The sequence below is a fragment of the Acidimicrobiales bacterium genome, from assembly GCA_035533595.1.
In the GTDB taxonomy this organism is placed as follows: domain Bacteria; phylum Actinomycetota; class Acidimicrobiia; order Acidimicrobiales; family Bog-793; genus DATLTN01.
The window spans coordinates 52244-72029 of sequence record DATLTN010000025.1 but is presented as its reverse complement, the minus strand read 5'-3'; the positions used below and the strand labels follow the sequence as shown (position 1 = coordinate 72029).

Here is a 19786-nt window from a genome sequence, read left to right as displayed (position 1 = left end):
GCGGGCCGGCGCAGAGCGGGAGGCAGCACGTGCTCGGTCGCGGACATCTGGGGGGCCTGTACGCGGGAGGGGCCCTCGTCGTTGCTTCGCTGCTCGCTGGCGGGGGCGCGGCGCTCGCGGCGGTCGAGCCGACGAGCCCGAAGGTCGTCACCTGAGCGATGCGGGCCGTGGTGGAGCCAGCGAACTACACGATCTCTTGCGCGGACGCGAACACCGCACTGCAGGCGGCGCGCTGGAGCGAGTGGGCCGCGGCCAAGGCGACGGCGAGCGCGACCTACGTCTACAACACCTGCGACCCGTACTGCGCGGCCGGGAAGTTCGTGCGCGTACGCGCCACGGTGGTCCTCTCCAAGGTCGTCAACTCGCGCCATGGCAGGGTCTTCTCGAAGATGGTGGTCACCTACAACAGCGGGGCGAAGACCCCCAGCGGCGCCTTCCCCCTCGCCACCGGACGGCTCGGAGGCGGCGCTCGATCGGGTGACGAGCCCCTCCGTACCGGGCGGCTACCCGCCGCGTCCCGTGTCGCCGTGACGGCTACGCGCGGGCGGCCTCCTGTGCGTCTCGGGTCTCGGAGAGCTGGTAGCGGGCGAAATTCGGCACGAACTTCGCGATCAGCAGCACCCCGACCACGCAGCCGAGGCCGCCGGAGACGATCGAGAACTTCGCGTTCGTGAGCGCGGCGACGAGGCCCGCCTCGGCGTTGCCGAGCTTGCCGGTCTGCACCGACGCGCTCTGCAGCGAGGAGAGGCGGCCGCGCAGTGCGTCGGGCGTCTCGGTCTGGATGATCGAGTTGCGCAGCGTCGCCGAGCCGACGTCGGCGGCGCCGGCGATCGCCAGGCAGCCGATGCCGACGATCAACCACGGCGCGAGGCCGAAGCCGACGATGGCGAAGCCCCAGATGCACACGGCGATCATCACCGCCCGTCCCTGGAAGCGAACATGGCTCGTCCACCCGCTCAGCAGCGATCCGATGAAGGCACCGAGGCCGGGCGCCGACATCAGCAGGCCGTAGGTCTTCGCGCCGCCGTGGAAGTGCTGGTAGGCCATGTAGGGGAAGAGCGCCGTCGGCAGGCCGAGCAGGGTGGCGTTGATGTCGGTGATGAAGCAGGCCTGGATGACCCTGCGCCCCTTCAAGAACGCGAAGCCCTCGCCGATCGAGCTGAAGCCGAACTTCCGGCCGCCGCCGACCGGCTGCATCGGGGGCAGGCGGAACAGGACCTGTAGCGCCCAGAGGGCGCTCGCGACGTCGATCCAGTAGACGATGTCGAGGTTGCGGATGAACACCGAGATGAGCACCCCCGCGAGGGCGGGGCCGGCGACGCTCGAGGTCTGGGTGAGCAGCTGGCGCAGCGCATTCGCCGAGACGATCGAGTCCCGGTCGACGAGCGTCATCTGCACGGCCTGGCGGGTGGGGCCGTCGATGCCGTTCATCCCCCAGGTGAAGGCCGACATCACGTAGAGGACCCAAAGCGCCGGATGGTTGCCGATGCAGTTGACGGCGAGGCAGGTCGTCGAGAGGCCGATGAGGATCGCGGTGACCATCAGCAGCTTGCGGCGGTCGACGGCGTCAGCGATCGCACCGCCGAAGAGGGGGGCGATGATCCCCGGGCCGACCTGGGCGGCGCTGATCAGCCCGACGGCGAGGTTGGAATGGGTGATGCGGTAGATCTGGAAGACGACGGTCACCGTCGTCAGCTGGGCGCCGAACTGGCGGAGCGCGTAGCCGAACCACAGTCGCCGGTACTGCGGAAAGCGCCGCAGCGGTGTGATGTCGACGAACAGCCGCGATGCCATGGGGCCCCTCCCGCGACGGTCGACCCTACAACTTCTTCACCCATCGAAGTGAATCAGCGATGCAGCGCCCGCCGTGCCCACCAGCGCGCGTCGTGTTCGGTGCGGGAGCGATGGTGCGCGACCGACGGGAGGGCGCGGTCCGTCGCTTGCGTCGCGAACGGCCACCGCCTCCCGCACGTTCTCTACCGCCGGCAGCGCCGCCTGGGAGGAGGGCGGCATCCTCACCGCTTGCCGGGCGCGTAGATCGTCACCGAGGCCACCTGCAGCTCGTCGGTGGCGGGCGTGGAGGCGTTCACCGTGTGGAAGGAGGAGGCGAGGCTCGAGGCCACCTGCAGGTCGATGAGCAGCTACATCGGCTCGGCGGGGATTGACTGCTGGGCGCTCGTGAGGGTGCCGATGAGGTTGTCGTCCAGATACAGGTGGTCTGCTTGCCGGGGACCCAGCTGACACCGAAGTCGTGGTAGCCGGAACCGAAGTTGCCGCCGAGCGCGGTCGTGCCGCCGGCCGACCCGTGCGGCGTGTGCAGCCTCCAGGCGTCGACGTTCGCCCCGCCCGCCGCCGTGTAGCCACCCTCGAAGAGGTCGATCTCGTAGTTGTCGTCGGCTGCTCCCGAGCTGCGCCCGGGGAGGAGGAAGATGCTCGGCCACATCCCTGCGGCCGTCGGCACCTTGGCCACCACGTTGAGGACCCCGCCGTTGAACTCGACCTTCCCGTAGGTGGCTCTCGCCGGAGGCCTTCGGGACGGGGCCGCGGGCGAGGGCGGTGCTGCCGCGGGCGAGGGCGGGGCCGCCACCGGCGAGGGGACAGGCGCCCTCGAGTGAGCGAGCGGGGGTCGTAGTCTTCGCGCCATGGCGGTCACCCTCTACGGCGTCTGCGCGGTGACCTTCATGATGGTGATGTATGCCCTCGAGTCGCGGGGGCGGCTGTTCGTGGCCCTCTTCGCGCTCGGCTGCGCGCTCTCGAGCGGCTACGGCTTCCTCGCCGGGACCTGGCCCTTCGGGGTGGTCGAGGCGCTGTGGAGCGTCATCGCGCTCCGCCGCTTCCGCCAGGGGCGCGCCTGACGGCAGGGCCGAGAGGCCGCGCCCGAGGCCGGGAGGCCTCCGTCGGATCTCCGGGGCGGGCCGTCCCGCGAGCGCTCAGTGCGCCTCCTCCCCTTCGGGGGGGAGGGGGTTGGAGCGGAAGGCCCAGAGCGCGACGGCGATCCCGAGCGCCGCGATCACCGCGGTGATGAGGTTGCCGACGCGAAGGCCGTGCACGAACGACAGGTCGGCCGCCACGCTCGCGAGCGCGTGCGCGCTGTGCCCCGTGCCGGCGATCGAGAAGGCGATCGAGCCGATGAGCGCGACGCCGAGGTTGCTCCCGACCTGGCGTCCCATCGTGCCGACCGCGCCGGCGACCGCAGCACGGTCCTTCGGCATCGAGGAGATCGCGGCCGCGGTGATCGAGGTGTTCACGAGGCCGCTCCCCGTCCCGACCAGCAGGAAGACGCCGACGAGGAGGACGAGCGAGGTGGTGAGGCTGATGCCGACGGTGAGGAGCACCATCGCCGCGAGCATCGCCGCCATCGCGAGCGTCGCCGGGAGGCGGGGGCCGCGCCTGCCGTTCATCCGCCCGGCGATCGGGGAGAAGACGAGCACCGCCGCGGAGATCGGCACGAACAGGAGCCCCGCCTGCAGGGGCGAGTAGCCCCGCACCTCCTGCAGGTACAAGGTGTTGAGGAACTGGAAGCCGGCGATCACCACGAAGGCGCAGATCGCGAGCAGCGCCGCGCCCGAGAGCGCCGGGCGCGCCAGGTAGTGCAAGTCGATGAGGGGGTGCGGGCTGCGGCTCTCGGCGCGCACGAAGGCGAGGCAGGAAGCGAGCGAGACGACGAGCAGGATGACCACGAGCGGCGAGCTCCACCCGTCGTCCGGCCCGCTGATGAGGGCGTAGGTGAGCGTCGAGAGGGCGACGGCGAGGGCGGACTGGCCGGGGATGTCGAAGGGCCGAGGCTCCTCGGCGCGCGACTCGGGGAGGATCTTCCGCCAGGCGACCGCCGCGGCGCCGATCGGCAGGTTGACGAGGAAGACGCTCCGCCAGCCGAAGGCCTGCACGAGCAGGCCGCCGATCACCGGGCCGGCGGTGGTCGAGACGCCGGTCGCGGTGTTCCACATCCCGACCGCCCAGGAGCGGCGCTTGGCGTCGGTGAAGGTGTTGGTGATGATCGCCAGGCTCGAGGGGGTGAGCACCGCCGAGCCGATCCCCTGCAGGCAGCGAAAGACGATGAGCGCCCCGAGGTCGGGCGCGAGGCCGCAGGCGAGCGAGCCGAGGGTGAAGATCACGAGGCCCGCGGTGAAGGCGCGCCGCCGGCCGAAGCGGTCGGCGAGGGAGCCGCAGACGAACAGCGAGCTCGCGCGGGTGAGCGTGTAGCCGACGACCGTCCACTGCAGACCGGAGGTGGAGGCACCGAGGTGACGCTGGATCGACGGGAGGGCGACGTTCAGGATCGTCCCGTCGAGGGTCGTCATGAACAGCGCGCTGCAGCAGATCGTGAGGAGCAGCGCCTCCTGACGACGCCTGGCGCGGTCGACAAGCTCGACGGTGCTCACGACCGGCCCCCCGTCGCGTCGCTCGCCCGCTCGCCTGGCCGCATCTCCGGGCTACACACAAGCCGCTCGGGACGGCCGCCGCCAATCCGCGAGGCGGCGCCCCGCTCAGTTCGTCGCCTCCCGCAACGGCTCCTCGGGGCGGCGCGCCGGGAGGCGCGCGCTGTAGATCGAGTAGCCGTCGACGTGGCGGGTGACGGCGGTGGCGATCACCGTGCAGGCGACCATCGGCACGACGAGCGGGAAGCCAGAGTGGGTGAGCTCGGCGATGAGGACCAGGCCGGCGAGGGGCGCCTGCATCGCGGCGCCGATCATCGCCGCCGCGCCGATCATCGCGAAGGCGCCGAGCGGCGCCCCCGGCCAGAGGTGGCTCCAGGCGAGGCCGAGGAAGCCGGCGAGCAGCGCGCCGGTCGACAGCGCCGGGGTGAACAGGCCCCCCGAGGCGCCGCTCCCGAGACAGAGCGCGGTGACGAGCGGCTTCAGCGCGAAGAGTGCCAGCAACAGGGTGAGGGTGCCCTGGCCGAGGAAGACCGAGTGCGCCATGTCCTTGCCGTTCCCGAAGAGCTGCGGGTAGCGGAGGCCGATCAGCCCGAGCAGGCCGAAGGCGACGAGTGGGGCGACGAGCACCCACCGCCCCTTCGCGCTGTGGTGCGAGACCCAGCCGATGAGGCGGATGAAGGCCGCGGCGAAGAGCCCGATGACGGGCGCCGCCACGAGCGACCAGACCATCAGGGTCGCGGAGAGGTGGAAATTGGGGATCCCGACGTAGGTCGCCTGATTGGGGAGGTAGAGCCAGGCGACGGCGGTGGCGATTGCCGAGCAGGCGAGGGCGGGGAGCACCGCCGGCAGCGCCATGCTCCCGAGCAGCACCTCGGCGGTGAACAGCGCCCCGCCGACGGGGACGTTGTAGACCGCGGCGAAGCCCGCCCCCGCGCCGCAGGCGACGAGCAGCCGTCGTTGTGCGGGACTGAGGTGCACGAGGTGCGCGAGCGCGCTCCCCGCGTAGCCGCCCAGCAGCTTCGGCGCCGCCTCGCGCCCGATCGAGGCGCCCATGCCGATCACGATCTCGGAGATCACCGAGGTCCCGACGCTGCGCCGCGCCGACAAGGTCGCGTCCCCGCTCCACAGCGCGTCGTCGATCTCGGAGCGCTCGCCGGGGGTGTGCCGTCGCAGCAGGTACCAGGCGACGCCGCCGAAGGCGCCGGCGAGCAGCAGCGAGGCCATCCGCCGCTGCCCGGAGGCGCGCTGGGCGGCGCTTTGCAGATCGCCGGAGTGGTAGTGGAAGGCGAGGTGCTGGGTCGTGAACAAGAGCCACATCAGCCCGGCGGCGACGAGGCCCGCGGCGACGCCGGTGAGGGCGACGGCCAGCCAGAACACCGGGGTGAGCGCGGCTTCGCCGTCGCCGGTGGCGTTCGGCTGCTCCATCGCCCCGCGCCCGGAGGGAAGGCGTCGGGGGATGAGCGGCGTCGGCACGCGCTGCCGCTCGTTCACCACCTCGCGCCGGCGCATCCCCCATCCTCCCCGACGACGGCGCCCGATGTGATGACCATCACCGAGGGGCTCGGTGATGACCATCACCGAGGGGCTCGCTGTCGCGGGCGCGGGCCGCGCCGCCGGCCGCGCGCCGCGCGTTGACCGGCCAGGTCGCGCCGTAACCTCCGGCAGATGGTCGCGGAGGCGATGTGGCTGCCGCTCGACGACCGTGCCGAGGACCGGTCTCCTCCGCTCGCCGGCTGGCTGAGTCCACCGCTCGGGAGCGCGCTCGGTCTCGGAGTGCTGCTCCTGCCTTCCGTTGGCTACGAGTACTGCTCAAGCCACCGGGCGGTGCGATCGATCGCCGAGGCGCTCGCGCGCCGCGGTTGCCCGGCGCTTCGGATCGACTACCCGGGCGCCGGCGACAGCGCGGGGCACGCCGAGGAAATTGTCGACCTCGCGCCGTGGCGTGACGCGGTGCAGGCGGGGGTGGCGGCCCTGCGGGACCTCGGCGTGGCAGGGTCGCGGTCGTCGGCGTCCAGGTAGGCGCCCTCTTGGCGCTGGAGCAGGCCGCCGGGCTGGGGCTCGCCGCCGTTGCCTGCCTGAGTCCGGTCGTCTCGGGGCGGCGCTACGTCCGTCAGCTCACGATGATCGGGATCGCCGACCCGAGCGGCTCGGGGGACGTGGCCTTCGGTGGGGCGCTCTTTGGCTCCGGCCTGCTCGCCGCGCTCGACTCCGTCGACGTCGCCGACGCAGCCGGCCACTGCCCCGTGCCGTTGCTGCTCGTGAGTCGCCCAGGCGTCCGGCTGCCCGCAGTCGCCCGACGGTCCCGAGTTGTGGACGAGTGGCGCCCTCGAGAATTCATGGAGCGACCCGCCGAGGAAGCGGAGGTCGACGCGGACTTCGTGGAACGGCTGGCTGGCATCCCCTACATCATCAAGGACCGCCTGATGGCGGCGCGGCGCGCACAGAACCGGCTCGGAGAGGCTCCGAAGATCGGCGGCCTGGCGACCGCGTTCGAGGCGACGGCGGCATTCCTCGGCGGCTGGCTGGGCGGGCTCGACGGCCTCTGCGGCGCTTTGGCGCTCGCGACCTTCGTCGAGGGCGCCGTGTTCGTGCTGCTGCTCCTGCAGGTCGTGCTGCCGGGCGCCCGCCCGAGGCCACCGGAGAGGGCACGCTCCCGCTCCCGCTCACGCCCGAGCCTCCCCCGAGGACGCGCCTCGACCTCGGCCGGCCGCCGCGGACGGGCAGACCTGGCACGGCGTCGCTCGTCACGAAGGGGGCCGTGAGGACGGCACCCAAACGGGAGGGCGCGGCGCGCGTGGATGGTCATCTCAGCGACTAGGAGGTGGCGGCTGCTCTCGTCCGACGCTGGACGTGGTGACGCCCGTTCGAGGTCGCAAAGGGTCAACCTCAGGTAGAGGTTCACCCAACCCGGAGCCGTCCGACCTGCTCACCGGCCGCCAGCCGCGCCGCCTCTGGGCGGCGAGCTCAGCCGGCGACGGGCGCGAGCTGCTCGCGGAGCTCGGGCAGCGCGTCGGGGCCCTTGTAGAGGCCCATCTCGGGCTTGCGCTTGTCGTAGTCGCGCTCCAGCAGGGCGATCACGGCCTCCACGCTCGCGAAGTGCGCCTCGATCTCGAGGCGGTAGCCGTCGGGGTCCCGGAAGAACCACGAGATGTTGAGCGGCTCGGCGGCATGGCCGTGCGGTCCGTCGACCTCGACGCCGCAGCCCTCGATGTGCGCGAAGACCTCGTCCACCTTGTCGGCATCGGCCTTGAAGGCGAAGTGCAGGTCGTACTGGGGCTGCGGCGCCCCGAGCGGGATCGCGAGGCCGATGTCGCCGACGTAGATCTTGGTCTGACGTTCGGTCTGCCACTGCACCTTGGCGCCGAGCACCTCGGTGTAGAAGGCGATCGTCCGATCGAGGTCCGCCGAGGGGAATCCGAAATGACTGAGCCCGCCGAGTCCGTCCACGAGGCCCACCTCCTCCGTGTCGAGTGCTGTGCAGTCTAGGGACGCGAGCGCCGCCGCGTGGTCGGAGAAGCGCCGAGGGTACGCGACGGGACGGCCGGGGACGCCCGGCTCCGTCAGGGGGCGTCGAGGAACGTCGTGGTCAGCGCGAGCACCTCTTCGACCCGGCGCGTGAGGCCGACGTGGGTGGTCCCAGGGAGCACCGCGAGCTGTGCGGTCGGCAGCAGCGCGAACAGCTCCGCCACGTCGGCGAGCGGCGAGAAGTCGCGGTCGCCGAAGAGCAGGAGCACGGGCATGCGCAGTGATCCCAGCTCGTCACCCCACCCCGGAAGCTCCTGCACCATCGGCCTGGTCCTGGCCACGAGCTCCTCGAAGTGTGCGGGATCGGGTGCGACCGCCTGATAGGCGTCGCGCATCGCCTGGAAGTCCCCCGCCGTCGGCAGGCGATCGGCGTCGAGCGGCGCGCTCTCCCGGCCGGGAGGGCGGTGCGCGTCCGCGGAGGCGACGATCAGCTTGCCGACCCGGCTGGGTGCCGCGAGGGCGAGCGCGTAGGCGACGAGCCCTCCGAGGCTGAAGCCGAAGAGGTCGGTCTCGGCGACCCCGAGATGGTCGAGCAGCCCGAGGACGTCGCCGGCCAGCGCGTCGATCGTCATCGCGCGCCCGCTGTCGGCGGTGTGCCCGTGGCCCTGCAGCTCGACCGCGATCACCTGCCGGCCCGCCGCGAGCGGTCCGAGCAGCGGGCCGAAATTGAGGGCGATGGTCATCAGCCCGCCGTGCAGCAGCACGAGCGGGGCGGCCGGTGCCGAGCGTCTCGTAGTACAGCTGCAGGCCGTTCACGGCCGCGTACATCGCCCCAGTATGGCCAGCCGCGCGATTACTCGGAGGGCGTCACGACGGCGCGACCTCGGCGCCCTCACCTTTGCGCGTGCGGCACTCTGCCCGCACCGATCGGGGCGAACGATGGCATCAGCGACGCTCAGGGTGGCGCGCGACGCCGGCCACGCGATCGAGCTCCGCCGCGGCCGGTTCGAGGTCGAGCTCGACGGAACGAGCATCGGCTCGCTCACCATCACGACACCTTCGAGAGCGCCGTGGAACCGGGGGGCCACAGCCTGCGGCTGCGAAAAGGGCGCTACTCGAGTCGGACGCGGACTTTCGACGCAGCCGAGGGCGCCGTCGTCGAGTTCCTGTGCCACGGCGCAAGGATCTGGCCGACGTACGTCGCCTCCCTCTTCGTTCGGAGCCTCGCGATCTCCTTGCAGCCGTCCTAGGAGCGTGGGTCAGTAATGGCGATCAGCTGCATACTCATGCACAAACTGCTGTCTAGCCAACACAGGTCCTAGTAAAACGAATGCCTTCCCAAGATTCTGCATCGTTACGCGGGATTTCGGGTTACTGACCCACGCTCCTAGTCGGCGATCCGGAGCCCCGGCTCGCCCTCGCCACGCCAGGCGTCACCCGATGTCGACCCGTGGCTGACCGTCAGCGGAGCGCAGCCCGTGCGGCGAGGCGCCCGGAGATGATGCACTCGCAGATGTTGCCCGCCCCCGGGTAGAGGCGGTTCCAGATCGAGCCGAGCTCGCCCGCCCCGAAGAGGCCGGGCACCGGGCTGCCGTCGGCGGAGACGATGCGCCCGTCGGCGTCGCGGCGCGGACCGCCCTGGGTGTTCACGATGATCGGGTAGACCGCGGCTCCGTAGAACGGCGGTGTCGCGATCGGGGCCATCTCGTCGGCCGGTCGCTCGAACTCGTCAACTCCCTTGCCCCGTGCGACGGCGTTGAAGCGCCCGACGACGGCGCCGAGGCGCTCGGCGGGGAGGCCGAGCGCGCCGGCGAGGCCGTCGAGGTCGTCGGCGCGCGAGATCCAGCCGCGACCGATCTCGGCCAAGTTGTCGGCGCTCCAGGGGTAGTGGCGGTTCTCCCCGTGCGGGAGATGGGCGAGCCTTCCGGCGAGGCGGGTCGTCTCGTCGAGGATCACGTACGAGGGCACCCGCAGGTACTCGCCGGTCGTCGTGTCCTGGACGAGCATGGCGTGCACCGCGCTGTGGTTCTCGAGCGCCGTCTCGTTCACGTAGCGGCGGGCGTGCTGGTCGACCATCACGAAGCCGTGCGCCGGCATCTTGGCCTGGATGCCGGCCTCGAGGTCCGGGAGGCGGTAGCCGACCGAGGCGGCGACGGCGTTCATGTGCCAGAGGTCGGCACCGGCCTCCTGGGCGAGGCGGATGCCGTCGCCGGTCGCCCGCCCCACCGGGCACACCGTCGGGAGGGGGAGGCCGTAGTACTGGGTCATCGTCTCGTCGTCGTAGGCGAAGCCGCCGCTGCAGAGGACGACACCCCTGCGGGCGCGCAGCACGACGTTGCCGCCGGGGGCCGCGACCTCGACGCCGTGCACCCTGCCGCGCGCCCCGTCGCGCACCAGGTGGACGACGCGCGCGCCGAGGACGAGCGGGACCTCGCGCTCGGCGAGGTTGTGGGCGAGCAGGTCCCACAGGGCCGGGCCCGTCTTGCGCCCGGCCTCGACCGGGCGGAGGAGCGCGCGCGGCGCGAGCGCGGCCGAGTCGGGGAAGTTCGGGAACGACGAGCCGCCGCGGCTGATCGGGAAGTAGCGGGGGTCGCCGTGCGCGCGCTCGGCCTCGTCGCGGATCTCGAGCTCGCCACCGTGCGCGGCGAGCCAGTCGGGGAGCTCCGCGAGGCCCTCGACGAAGGCGTCGATCACCGGGCGCGGGGTCGCGCCCTGCGCGAGCGCGAAGAAGTGGCTCGCCGTCCCGGCGCGGTCGGTGACGGTGCGGATCGTCCCTCCGGAGGCCTGCGTGCTGCCGCCGGGGGACTCGGTCTTCTCGAGGACGACGACGGAGGCGCCGAGGTCGTGAGCCTCGATAGCGGCGACCGCGCCCGAGCCGCCACCTCCGACGACGATGAGGTCGAACTCCTCGTCCACGAGCTCGTCCAGGTGGAGGTGGTTCGGGTAATGCCGGTCATCCCCGGTGTCGCGCTCGGGCACCCATCGGCCGTCGACGATCGTCATCGCTTCCCCCCGCCCGAGCGGCACCCGACGGGCGCCACGCCGGAGCGGAAATCTACCGATGCGCGGGCGGTGACCGAGCCGCCAACCGCGTCGCTCAGGGTCGGCCGGTCGGCCCCTCGCCGATCGCGACGCGGTGGCCGCCCGCGCCCTTCGCGCAGTAGAGGGCGGCGTCGGCGGCGGCGCGCACCTCGATCATTCGCGCCGGCGGGCCGGCGGCGACCCCCGCGCTCACCCGCAGCACGAGCCCCTCGCCGAGGTCGGCCATCGGCTGCGCGTCGAGCGTCGCGAGCAGCGCCTCGGCGCGGGTGGCCGCCGCCGGGAGGTCGGTCTCGGCGAGCACGACCACGAACTCGTCGCCGCCGAGACGGACGGCGAGGTCGAGCGGTCGGACGCCCCGCTCGAGGACGCGGCCGATGCGCACCAGCACGGCGTCGCCGGCGAGGTGGCCGAAGTTGTCGTTGATCGCCTTGAAGGCGTCGACGTCGAAGAGGATGAGCGCAGCGGTCGCGCTCGAGCGCTCCGCGAGGCGGCCGACGTACTCCTCGAGTGCACGGCGATTGCCGATGCCGGTGAGGTCGTCGAGGCGGGCGTGGCGGGTGAGGAGCTCTCGCTCGCTCGCGTGGCGTTCGGCTTCGATGTGCGCGCGCATTGACGCGAGGGAGGCCTGGCGGCGCGCCCACTGCTCCTCGACCGCCCGCCTCGCGTAGCGCAGTCCCGCCCCCGAGCCGCCGCGGGCCTCGATCGTCGCCGCGAGGAAGAGGGCGAGGTCGTAGGGGAAGGGGTGGATCTCCGGCGAGAGGCAGCTGACGGCGGCCTCGGCCGCCCCCGCGGCGCCGGGGCGGCCGGCGTCGGCGTCGCTGAGGGCGATGGCGAGACGGCAGAGGCCGACGGCGCGCGGCTCGCCCTCGTCCGGGGTGCCGACGCGGGCGAGCACGTCGCGGGCCTCCTCCGCGGTGTCGTGGCCGGCGATCGCGCCGAGCAGCAGGCCGAGGGCGTCGAGCTCGAGGCGCCAGCTGTCGGCCATCGGGTAGGTGCCGGCCGTGGCGAGGGTCGTCTCCCAGCCCTTGAAGCGCTCGGCCACCCCGGGGGCGTCGTCGAGCTGGCGGAGGACGCCCGACCACGAGACCTCCTCCTCGGCGAGGTTGAACAGGATCGGCGCGAGGAGGAAGTCGAGGCTGCCGGGCGGCTCGGCGGCGCCGACGGCGAGCGCCTTCTCGTACTGCTCGTGGGAGAGCTCGAACAGCCAGCGGTTGCCGAGCGCGATCGCGCAGGCGGTGTGCGCGCTGATCCGTTCGAGGGGGTGGCCGCTCGACTGCTCGAGCAGCACGATCGCGTGCGCGAGGTCGGCGTCGCGCGACGCCGAAGTGGTGAGGTCGTCGCCGGAGAAGCCCTGGTCCGAGCGCATCGCGAGGCCGAGCGCGAGCATCACCTCGTCGGCGGACTCCTCGCTCGCGGCGATCAGCTTGCCGACCGCCTCGGGACTGCGGCCGTCGCCGACGATCCAGGCGCGCACGGCCTCGCCGAACAGGCAGCTGCGGGCGACCTCGCCCCAGCCGCGGCGGCGGGCGCGCTCAGCGAGCAGCGCGAGCTCTTCGCTCGCGCCGGGCACGCCGGCCTGGAGGTCGTGAATGAGCTGGTACGCGAGGGTGAGGCTCGCGAGCCGATCGTCGTCGGTCACCGTGGTCACCGATATTGCCATCCCCGCTCCTCGTTCGCGGTGCTCTCCGCCGTCCGCCGGGACGGCGCGCGGAGGGGTCCCGCCGGGAATTACGGCCCCTCAGTGGCCGACCGTTGAGCGCCGCGGCCACCCCGAGGCGCTGGCGGGGGCCGCTCGCGCGGTGGCGCTCGGCCAGCGCGGCGCGTCGGACGTCGAGGCGGTCGCGCAGGTGCAGCAGCCCCTCCTCCTCCTCGAGCTCGTCGCCGCAGCGTTCCCTCCAGCGCTTGGGGTACCAGCGCCCCGGGCGGGCCATCAGTGGAGACCGGCCGCCGGGTGGAGGGCGATGAGGCGCCTGCGGCCGACTTCGGCGAAGCGTTGGAGGTCGTTCACCATCGCGGCGAGCGACTCGGCGCCGCGCTCGGTGAGCCGGTAGGGGCGGCGATTGCCCTCGACGGGGAGCGCCTCGATCAGGGCCTCCGCCTCGAGGCGGGTGATCGCGCCGTAGAGGGTGCCCGGGCCGAGGCGGACGCCCCCGAACTCGGCGATGTCCTCCATCAGCGCCCGTCCGTGCTTCGGCCCTGCGGCGAGACTCATGAGGACGAGGAGCGGCGGGTCGTTCTCGCGACGAAGGCCCGCCTCACGGATGCGCTGCTTGCGTGGCATACGTAAACGTAATTACGTTCCACGTACAAAGTCAAGGAGCGCGCGAGTCCGTCATCACCGACCTCCCGTATTTTGCCACAGATCTTACTGTGTCAAATAGTCCGGCAGCGCGCTCCGAGCGACGGGGCCCGCCCGCCGACTGAGGCCGGGGCGCGACCTAGGGTGGCGAGGGGGCCGACCCAGGAGGCGACATGGAATACCGCAAGCTCGGTGCGACGGGGCTCGACGTCTCGAAGATCTGCCTCGGTTGCATGAGCTTCGGCGAGCCCGACCGGGGCGGCCACCCGTGGAGCCTCTCGGAGGCCGACTCCCGCGTGATCATCCGCGCCGCGATCGAGGGTGGCGTGAACTTCTTCGACACCGCCAACGTCTATTCAGCAGGCAGCAGCGAGGAGATCGTCGGCAGGGCGCTGCGCGAGTTCGCCGACCGCGATGAGGTCGTCCTCGCCACCAAGGTGCACGGCCGCATGCACGAGGGGCCGAACGGCGCGGGCCTCTCGAGAAAGGCGATCCTCTCCGAGATCGACCACAGCCTCCGTCGCCTCGGCACCGACTACGTCGACCTCTACCAGATCCACCGCTTTGACCCGACGACGCCCGTCGAGGAGACCCTCGAGGCCCTCGACGCCGTCGTGAAGGCCGGGAAGGCGCGCTACATCGGCGCCTCGTCGATGTACGCCTGGCAGTTCGCGAAGATGCTGCACGCCTCCGAGCGGCACGGCTTGGCTCGCTTCGTCACGATGCAGGACCACTACAACCTCCTCTACCGCGAGGAGGAGCGCGAGATGCTCCCGCTCTGCCTCGCCGAGGGAGTCGCCTCGATCCCCTGGAGCCCGCTCGCACGGGGGCGCCTCACCCGTGACTGGGACGCCGCCACGGCGCGCAGCGAGACCGACGACTTCGGCAGGCGCCTGTACTCGGAGGACGACCGCACGATCGTCGAGCGGGTCGCCGAGATCGCCGCCAAGCGCGAGGTCAGCCGGGCCCAGGTGGCACTCGCGTGGATCCTCTCCAAGCCGGTCGTGGCGGCGCCGATCATCGGCGTCACCAAGCTCTCCCAGCTCGAAGAGGCGCTCGGCGCGGTCGGGCTCACGCTCTCCGAGGAGGAGGTCGCGCAGCTCGAGGAGCCCTACGAGCCGCACGGCATCGCCGGTCACTGAGCCCGTGGCGGACAGTGCGCATCGCAGTGGTGACGGGTGCCTCTCAGGGGCTCGGCCTCGAGCTCGCCCGCCGCCTCCACGAGGAGGGGTGGGCGCTCGTCATCGACGCCCGGAGAGGCGAGCGGCTGGAGGCGGCGACGAAGGCGCTCGGCGGTGGGAGCGAGGTGCTCGCGGTGCCGGGCGATGTCGCGAACCCCCACCATCGTGAGGAACTGGTCGCTGCGGCGCGCCGCCTCGGCCGGGTCTCGCTCGTCGTCAACAACGCGAGCACCCTCGGCCCGACCCCGCTGCGGGAACTTTTGGAGCTCGGCGCCGGGCACCTCCTCGAGATCTACAACGTGAACACCGTCGCCCCGCTCGCGCTCGTCGCCGCGCTGCGGGGGGACCTCGCCGAGGGCGCCACGGTGCTGAACATCACCTCTGACGCCGGCGCGGAGCCCTACGCCGGCTGGGGCGGCTACGGCTCCTCGAAGGCGGCCCTCGAGCACGCGAGCGCGGTGCTCGCGCTCGAGGAACCGGCGCTGCGGGTGCTCGTCGTCGACCCGGGGGACATGCGCACCGAGATGCACGCCGCGGCCTTCCCCGGCGAGGACATCTCGGACCGGCCGGAGGCGGCGTCGGTGGTCCCGGCGTTGCTGGCGCTCATCGAAGGTGGCCAACCGAGCGGCCGCTATCTCGCGAGCACGCTCCTCGAGGAGCAAAGGGAGGCGACGCGATGACCACCGCCCTCGTCGAGGTGCCGTTCTCCTTCACACTCCCCCCCGAGAACGAGGCGCACGAGCCGCCCGAGCTGCGGGGGCGCAGGCGCGACGCCGTCCGCCTGCTCGTGAGCCGCGGCGAGGACGAGCCGCTCGACGCCTCCTTCGGCGACCTTGGCGCGTTCCTCGCCCCCGGCGACGTCGTCGTCGTCAACACCTCGGCGACGGTGAACGCCGCCTTCGCCGCGCACCTCCCCGACGGTCGCGCGCTGGTCCTCCACCACTCAGGCATCCTCCCGGGCGGCCTCCACCTCGTCGAGCCCCGCCTCCCCGACGGCCCGAGCACCCGTCCGCTGACCCTCGACGCGCCGCTCACCGTCGCCCTCGCCGGCGGCGCCTCGGTCTCGCTCCTCACGCCCTTCGGCGACTCGCGGCGGCTGTGGCTGGCCGCGGTCCCGGGCGCGGGGGAGTGGGCGCGCTACGCGGCCGCGCACGGGCACCCGATCAGCTACCGCCACGCCCCCGGCCCCTTCCCCCTCGCGGCCTACCAGACGATCTTCGGCCGCGAGTCCGGCAGCGCCGAGATGCCGAGCGCCGGCCGGCCCTTCAGCCACGAGCTTGTCACCGACCTCGTCGCCCGAGGCATCGGGGTCGTGCCGATCCTCCTGCACACCGGGGTCTCCTCGCTCGAGGGCGCCGAGCGCCCCTACCCCGAGTACTTCCGGGTCTCCGCGAGCGCGGCCTCGGCGTTGAACAGTGCCCGCCGGCGCGGCGCACGGGTGCTTGCGGTCGGGACGACCGTCGTGCGGGCGCTCGCGAGCGTCACCGACGAGCGCGCCGTCGTTCACCCCGGCGAGGGCTTCTCGGAGGCGCTCGTCACCGCCGAGCACCCCGTCGCCTCCCTGGACGGCCTCCTCACCGGCTGGCACGAGCCCGCCTCGACGCACCTGCTGCTGCTCGAGTCGGTGCTCTCCCGCCCCGCCCTCGGGGCCGCCTACCGTCACGCGATCGCCGCCGGCTACCGCTGGCACGAGTTCGGGGACAGCCACCTGCTGCTCCCCGACGGGGCGTCCCGGTGACCCTCTCCCCGGCTGGCCGCGTGACCCTCCCCCCGGGGCGCCGGGCCGTCCTCTACGCGCTCCGCCGCCGCGGCGAGGCGGGCGTCGAAGAGCTCGCCGAGCAGCTGCAGATGACGCACAGCGGCGTCCGCCAGCACCTCAACGTGCTGAGCGAGGAAGGCCTCGTGGAGGCGGTCGAGGAGGATCCGCCGAGCCCGCGGCGGGGGCGCAGGACGCTCCGCTACAGCGTCACCCCCGAGGCCGACCACCTCTTCCCGAAGGCCTACGGCGAGCTCACCAACGAGCTCCTCGGCTACCTCGACGACGCCGACCCCACCCTCCTCGCCTCGCTCTTCGAGCGGCGCCGCGAGCACCGGATCGCGGGCGCGCGGGCGCACCTCGAGCCCCTCGACGGCCTCGGCGCGCGCGTCGCCGAGCTGGCGCGCATCCTCGACGCCGACGGCTACCTCGCCGGCGTGGAGGAGATCGCCGGGGGCTACCTGATCGTCGAGCGGAACTGTGCGATCTGGGCGGTCGCCCAGCGCTACGGGCACGCCTGCGTGAGCGAGCTCGAGTTCATCCAGGCCGCCCTCCCCGAGGCGGAGGTGCGGCGCGTCGCCCACCTCGTCGCCGGGGCCCGGCAGTGCGCCTACGAGGTCACGCCGCGCGTCGCCGCGGGCTGACCCGCCGGCCAGCGACGCGGGCTTCAGGGAGCCTTGAAGAAGGCGCCGGGGAAGGGGACGCCCTCGACGTGGTTGTTCGCCGCGCTGTGGCCCGGCAGGGGCTTGCCGTCCGCGCCGACGCGCCCGCGGTCGTCCCCGCTCGAGGCGCCGACGCGCAGCATCACGAGGTTCTCCTCGCCCGAGCTCTGGAAGCGGTAGTAGGCGCCGTGCGGAATGAGCACCCCCTCGTGGACGTCCACGACCCGCTCCTCCTCGCCCTCGCGGCCGAGGTGGAAGGTCGCCTGCCCGGCGAGGACGAAGAAGAGGTGCTCCTCCGCGAGATGGGTGTGGGTCGCGTTCTCGCCCCCTTCGAAGTAGACCTTCACCCGCGCGCCGAAGCCGTTTGCGGCGGCGAGCACCTCGTCGTAGCGGCCGGCGGAGAGCACCGGGGTGCCCGCGAGGGTGAAGGTCGCCGCCTCGGGGTCGGTGGTGATCGCGGTCTCGGTCTCGGTGGTGGTCATCGGTTCCCCCTCTGTGAGGTGCTGCGGAGAGCTGTTCGGATGGCGGACGGGCTCAGGCCCACTTCGCGACCGGTCGGCCGGGCACGAAGACGGCAGAGGCGAGGTGGCCGAAGGCCTCGACGAGCACCTCGGTGACGTCGCCGGGGAGGGGCCCCGCGTTCAGCGAGACGACGTTCTCCTCGAGGTGGTCGATCTTCCCGGTCCCGACGAGCACGGTGTGCACGCCCGGCTCGTGCGCGGCGAAGCGGTAGGAGGCCTCGGCGACCGAGGTGGCCCTGCCCGGGCCGATCAGGAAGTCGAGCGGCGCGGCGAGGTCGATCCCGTCGGCATCGACCTCGCCCGAGGCGATGCGCTCGGTGATCTCCTTCGCGAGCAGCTCGGCCTGGGAGAACTGGGTGCGCGCCGAGGCCATGATCTCTACGGCGGTGCCGTGCGCGATCGCCGCCGGGAAGACCTTGTCGCGCGCCGACTGGTTGAAGAAGGTGAAGCCCACCATCACCACGTCGAAGAGGTCCTCGGCGACGGCGCGCTGCAGCATCAGGTGCTCGGGGTCGTCGCCCGTGCTCTCCGAGACCCCCGTGAAGCGGAGCTTGCCCGCGTCGCGCAGGCACTCGAGCTCGGGTGCGAGCTCGGCGGTGAAGTAGTCGAAGTCCGAGGCGCGCAGGCGGTGCAGGTGGAAGACGTCGACGCGGTCGGTGCCGAGCTTCTCGAGCGCGAGCTCGACGGCGGCACGTAGCTCCTTCGCGGTGAGGAGCACGTCGTCAGCGGTGCGCGGCCCGACCTTGGTCGAGAGGACGACCTCGTCGCGGTGGCCCGCGAGGCCGCGCCCGACGACCGCCTCGTTCGCGTAGTTCTCGGCGGTGTCGAAGTAGTTGATGCCGAGCTCGAGCGCGCGGTGGATGACGGCGATCGCCTGCTCCTCGGTCGAGCCGTAGGCGAGGCCGAGGCGGCTCGCGCCCCCCGAGCCGAGGCCGCAGAGGCTCACCTGCAGCCCCGTCTTCCCGAAGTCCCGGTACTCCATCACCTCGGACGATAGGTCGCGGCGGCACGTGCCGCCCCCCATCCCTCCTTTACGGCGGGGGCGCCGGTAGATTGCGCGGGCGGAGGGCCCATGTCGGCGCGTCGACGTACCGCAACATCGAATTTCGGGGTGAGCCGGCGCGAGAACCACGACGCCGCGGCCTTCTATGACCGCTTCCGGCCACCGCTGCTCTCCTCCGACGAGCAGGTCGCGCCGCCGCTCCCCGTCGCCGAGCCCTTCCTCTGCGCCGACGCGCGGACGATGGCCGAGGTCGCCGACAACTCCGTCGCCCTCGTCGTCACCTCACCGCCCTACTTCGCCGGCAAGACCTACGAGGAGGAGGTGGAGCGCGAGGGGGTCCCCGCCTCCTATCTCGAGTACCTCGCGCTCCTCGGCGCGGTCTTCACCGAGTGCGCCCGTGTCCTCGAGCCCGGGGGGCGGATCGCCGTCAACGTCGCCAATCTCGGGCGCAAGCCCTACCGCAGCCTCTCGGCGGACGTGATCCGCATCCTGCAGGACGACCTCGGCCTCCTCCTGCGCGGCGAGCTCATCTGGCAGAAGGGCGAGGGGGCGAGCGGCAACTGCGCGTGGGGGTCGTTCCGCAGCGCCAGCAACCCGGTGCTCCGCGACATCACCGAACGGGTCGTGGTCGCGAGCAAGGGCCGCTTCGATCGGGCGCTCGGCGGCAAGCGGCGCCGCGAGCAGGGCCTCCCCTCGGAGAGCACGCTGATGGCCGAGGACTTCATGGCCCTCACCCTCGACCTGTGGAGCATCCCCCCTGAGTCGGCGCGGCGCGTCGGCCATCCCGCACCCTTCCCCGTCGAGCTGCCCGAGCAGCTGATCCGCCTCTACACCTTCGCGGGCGACCTCGTCCTCGACCCCTTCATGGGCGCCGGGTCGACCCTCGTCGCCGCGGCCCGCCTCCGCCGCCGCTACGTGGGCTACGACACCGACGCCTCCTACGTCGAGACCGCCCGGAGGCGCGTCGCGGCCCTCGCCGCAGCAGGCGGGAGTGCGGACGGGCTCGCGGCCGAGGCACGCCGCGAGGGGCGCTCGGCCGAGCAGCTCGCCGCCGCGGTCCTCGACGGTGCGGGTTTCACCGTCACCGCGACAGACCACCTCGTGGCGAAGAGCGGGGTGCGGATCTCCTTCGCGGCGCGCGACGCGGCAGGCGAGGAGTTCCTCTTCGACGTCGTCGGCGCGTTCGTGAGCCACCGTGGCGGCCTGGCCCGCAACGACGCGGTCTGGCGCGCCCTCGGTCGGGCGGCGGCGGTGCGCGGCCGCAGCGAGGCGCCGCTCGTCCTCCTCACCACCGAACTGCCGAAGCGCCCCGGACCGGGGGACGCCGCGCTGCGCAGCGCCGGGCCGTCGGTCGTCTTCGACCTCGTCGACCTGCTCGACCCGGCCGCGCGCGAGCGGCTGGCTCGCTACGCGAAGGGCGGCCAGGGAGCCGAGCCGCTACCCGGCTTCTGGGGAGCCGGCGAGCTCACCTGAGCCCC

General features: G+C 72.7%; 18 protein-coding genes and 1 pseudogene. 9 read left to right on the top strand and 10 right to left on the bottom strand.

Annotation, left to right across the window (positions count from 1 at the left end; all coding sequences use genetic code 11):
• Nucleotides 1-29: 29 nt before the first annotated feature.
• Nucleotides 30-155 (top strand): hypothetical protein, encoded by a 126-nt coding sequence (locus VNF07_04870; GenBank protein ID HVB05566.1) that lies wholly within the window; start codon nucleotides 30-32, stop codon nucleotides 153-155.
• A gap of 379 nt (nucleotides 156-534) precedes the next feature.
• On the opposite strand, the gene VNF07_04865 is transcribed toward VNF07_04870, so the two are convergent.
• On the bottom strand, nucleotides 535-1794 hold the full coding sequence (locus VNF07_04865; protein ID HVB05565.1) for an MFS transporter: 1260 nt from the start codon (nucleotides 1792-1794) through the stop codon (nucleotides 535-537).
• Between the two features lie 848 nt (nucleotides 1795-2642).
• Between VNF07_04865 and VNF07_04860 the strand changes: the two genes are divergently transcribed.
• Complete coding sequence (locus VNF07_04860; GenBank protein HVB05564.1) at nucleotides 2643-2855, top strand: hypothetical protein; 213 nt, start codon at nucleotides 2643-2645, stop codon at nucleotides 2853-2855.
• A 75-nt stretch (nucleotides 2856-2930) separates the two neighbouring features.
• Here VNF07_04860 and VNF07_04855 read toward each other — a convergent pair whose 3' ends face one another.
• Both VNF07_04855 and VNF07_04850 read right to left on the bottom strand, forming a co-directional pair.
• Complete coding sequence (locus tag VNF07_04855) at nucleotides 2931-4382, bottom strand: MFS transporter (GenBank protein ID HVB05563.1); 1452 nt, start codon at nucleotides 4380-4382, stop codon at nucleotides 2931-2933.
• Nucleotides 4383-4487: 105 nt separating this feature from the next.
• Nucleotides 4488-5888, bottom strand: a complete 1401-nt coding sequence (locus VNF07_04850) for a chloride channel protein (protein ID HVB05562.1) — start codon at nucleotides 5886-5888, stop codon at nucleotides 4488-4490.
• A 156-nt stretch (nucleotides 5889-6044) separates the two neighbouring features.
• Here VNF07_04850 and VNF07_04845 point away from each other — a divergent pair, with 156 nt between their 5' ends.
• Together VNF07_04845 and VNF07_04840 are read left to right on the top strand one after the other, a co-directional pair.
• On the top strand, nucleotides 6045-6398 hold the full coding sequence (locus tag VNF07_04845) for a hypothetical protein (GenBank protein ID HVB05561.1): 354 nt from the start codon (nucleotides 6045-6047) through the stop codon (nucleotides 6396-6398).
• Nucleotides 6399-6406: 8 nt separating this feature from the next.
• Entirely contained in the window at nucleotides 6407-7141 is a 735-nt protein-coding gene (locus VNF07_04840; protein HVB05560.1) for a hypothetical protein, read from the top strand.
• A gap of 202 nt (nucleotides 7142-7343) precedes the next feature.
• Here the strand turns inward: VNF07_04840 and VNF07_04835 are convergent, their stop codons facing one another.
• From VNF07_04835 to VNF07_04815, 5 genes and pseudogenes are all read right to left on the bottom strand, one after another.
• Nucleotides 7344-7826: a VOC family protein gene (locus VNF07_04835; GenBank protein ID HVB05559.1), complete on the bottom strand. Its 483-nt coding sequence runs from the start codon at nucleotides 7824-7826 to the stop codon at nucleotides 7344-7346.
• Between the two features lie 113 nt (nucleotides 7827-7939).
• A pseudogene (locus VNF07_04830) lies at nucleotides 7940-8611 on the bottom strand (alpha/beta fold hydrolase).
• Between the two features lie 694 nt (nucleotides 8612-9305).
• Nucleotides 9306-10847 (bottom strand): FAD-dependent oxidoreductase, encoded by a 1542-nt coding sequence (locus VNF07_04825; GenBank protein HVB05558.1) that lies wholly within the window; start codon nucleotides 10845-10847, stop codon nucleotides 9306-9308.
• A 94-nt stretch (nucleotides 10848-10941) separates the two neighbouring features.
• Nucleotides 10942-12546 carry a GGDEF domain-containing protein gene (locus tag VNF07_04820; GenBank protein HVB05557.1) on the bottom strand — a complete coding sequence of 535 codons (1605 nt, stop codon included), beginning with the start codon at nucleotides 12544-12546 and terminating at the stop codon, nucleotides 10942-10944.
• Between the two features lie 270 nt (nucleotides 12547-12816).
• Nucleotides 12817-13167 (bottom strand): PadR family transcriptional regulator, encoded by a 351-nt coding sequence (locus VNF07_04815; protein HVB05556.1) that lies wholly within the window; start codon nucleotides 13165-13167, stop codon nucleotides 12817-12819.
• Nucleotides 13168-13358: 191 nt separating this feature from the next.
• On the opposite strand from VNF07_04815, the gene VNF07_04810 reads away from it, so the two are divergent.
• Genes VNF07_04810 through VNF07_04795 form a run of 4 tightly spaced genes read left to right on the top strand, consistent with a single transcriptional unit; the run spans nucleotide 13359 to nucleotide 16766 of the window.
• Complete coding sequence (locus VNF07_04810; GenBank protein HVB05555.1) at nucleotides 13359-14327, top strand: aldo/keto reductase; 969 nt, start codon at nucleotides 13359-13361, stop codon at nucleotides 14325-14327.
• 29 nt (nucleotides 14328-14356) lie between these two features.
• The gene (locus VNF07_04805; protein HVB05554.1) at nucleotides 14357-15046 is read left to right on the top strand and encodes an SDR family oxidoreductase; all 690 of its coding nucleotides are present in this window, start codon (nucleotides 14357-14359) and stop codon (nucleotides 15044-15046) included.
• Nucleotides 15043-16104: an S-adenosylmethionine:tRNA ribosyltransferase-isomerase gene (locus VNF07_04800; GenBank protein ID HVB05553.1), complete on the top strand. Its 1062-nt coding sequence runs from the start codon at nucleotides 15043-15045 to the stop codon at nucleotides 16102-16104. Before VNF07_04805 ends, VNF07_04800 begins: the two co-directional genes overlap by 4 nt.
• Nucleotides 16101-16766: an ArsR family transcriptional regulator gene (locus VNF07_04795; GenBank protein HVB05552.1), complete on the top strand. Its 666-nt coding sequence runs from the start codon at nucleotides 16101-16103 to the stop codon at nucleotides 16764-16766. The genes VNF07_04800 and VNF07_04795 overlap by 4 nt, the downstream gene beginning before the upstream one ends.
• A gap of 23 nt (nucleotides 16767-16789) precedes the next feature.
• On the opposite strand, the gene VNF07_04790 is transcribed toward VNF07_04795, so the two are convergent.
• Entirely contained in the window at nucleotides 16790-17266 is a 477-nt protein-coding gene (locus VNF07_04790) for a hypothetical protein (GenBank protein HVB05551.1), read from the bottom strand.
• A 52-nt stretch (nucleotides 17267-17318) separates the two neighbouring features.
• Nucleotides 17319-18287, bottom strand: coding sequence for an aldo/keto reductase (locus VNF07_04785; protein HVB05550.1), 969 nt, complete (start codon nucleotides 18285-18287; stop codon nucleotides 17319-17321).
• Nucleotides 18288-18416: 129 nt separating this feature from the next.
• On the opposite strand from VNF07_04785, the gene VNF07_04780 reads away from it, so the two are divergent.
• On the top strand, nucleotides 18417-19781 hold the full coding sequence (locus VNF07_04780; GenBank protein HVB05549.1) for a site-specific DNA-methyltransferase: 1365 nt from the start codon (nucleotides 18417-18419) through the stop codon (nucleotides 19779-19781).
• The last annotated feature ends 5 nt before the right edge of the window (nucleotides 19782-19786 follow it).

Bases quoted from the DNA above. Each gene is read 5' to 3' on its own strand.
- VNF07_04790 (HVB05551.1), bottom strand. From the start codon at position 17,266: ATGACCACCACCGAGACCGAGACCGCGATCACCACCGACCCCGAGGCG.
- VNF07_04845 (HVB05561.1), top strand. From the start codon at position 6,045: ATGGTCGCGGAGGCGATGTGGCTGCCGCTCGACGACCGTGCCGAGGAC.
- VNF07_04860 (HVB05564.1), top strand. From the start codon at position 2,643: ATGGCGGTCACCCTCTACGGCGTCTGCGCGGTGACCTTCATGATGGTG.
- VNF07_04850 (HVB05562.1), bottom strand. From the start codon at position 5,888: ATGCGCCGGCGCGAGGTGGTGAACGAGCGGCAGCGCGTGCCGACGCCG.
- VNF07_04815 (HVB05556.1), bottom strand. From the start codon at position 13,167: ATGCCACGCAAGCAGCGCATCCGTGAGGCGGGCCTTCGTCGCGAGAAC.
- VNF07_04785 (HVB05550.1), bottom strand. From the start codon at position 18,287: ATGGAGTACCGGGACTTCGGGAAGACGGGGCTGCAGGTGAGCCTCTGC.
- VNF07_04820 (HVB05557.1), bottom strand. From the start codon at position 12,546: ATGGCAATATCGGTGACCACGGTGACCGACGACGATCGGCTCGCGAGC.
- VNF07_04865 (HVB05565.1), bottom strand. From the start codon at position 1,794: ATGGCATCGCGGCTGTTCGTCGACATCACACCGCTGCGGCGCTTTCCG.
- VNF07_04800 (HVB05553.1), top strand. From the start codon at position 15,043: ATGACCACCGCCCTCGTCGAGGTGCCGTTCTCCTTCACACTCCCCCCC.
- VNF07_04810 (HVB05555.1), top strand. From the start codon at position 13,359: ATGGAATACCGCAAGCTCGGTGCGACGGGGCTCGACGTCTCGAAGATC.
- VNF07_04825 (HVB05558.1), bottom strand. From the start codon at position 10,847: ATGACGATCGTCGACGGCCGATGGGTGCCCGAGCGCGACACCGGGGAT.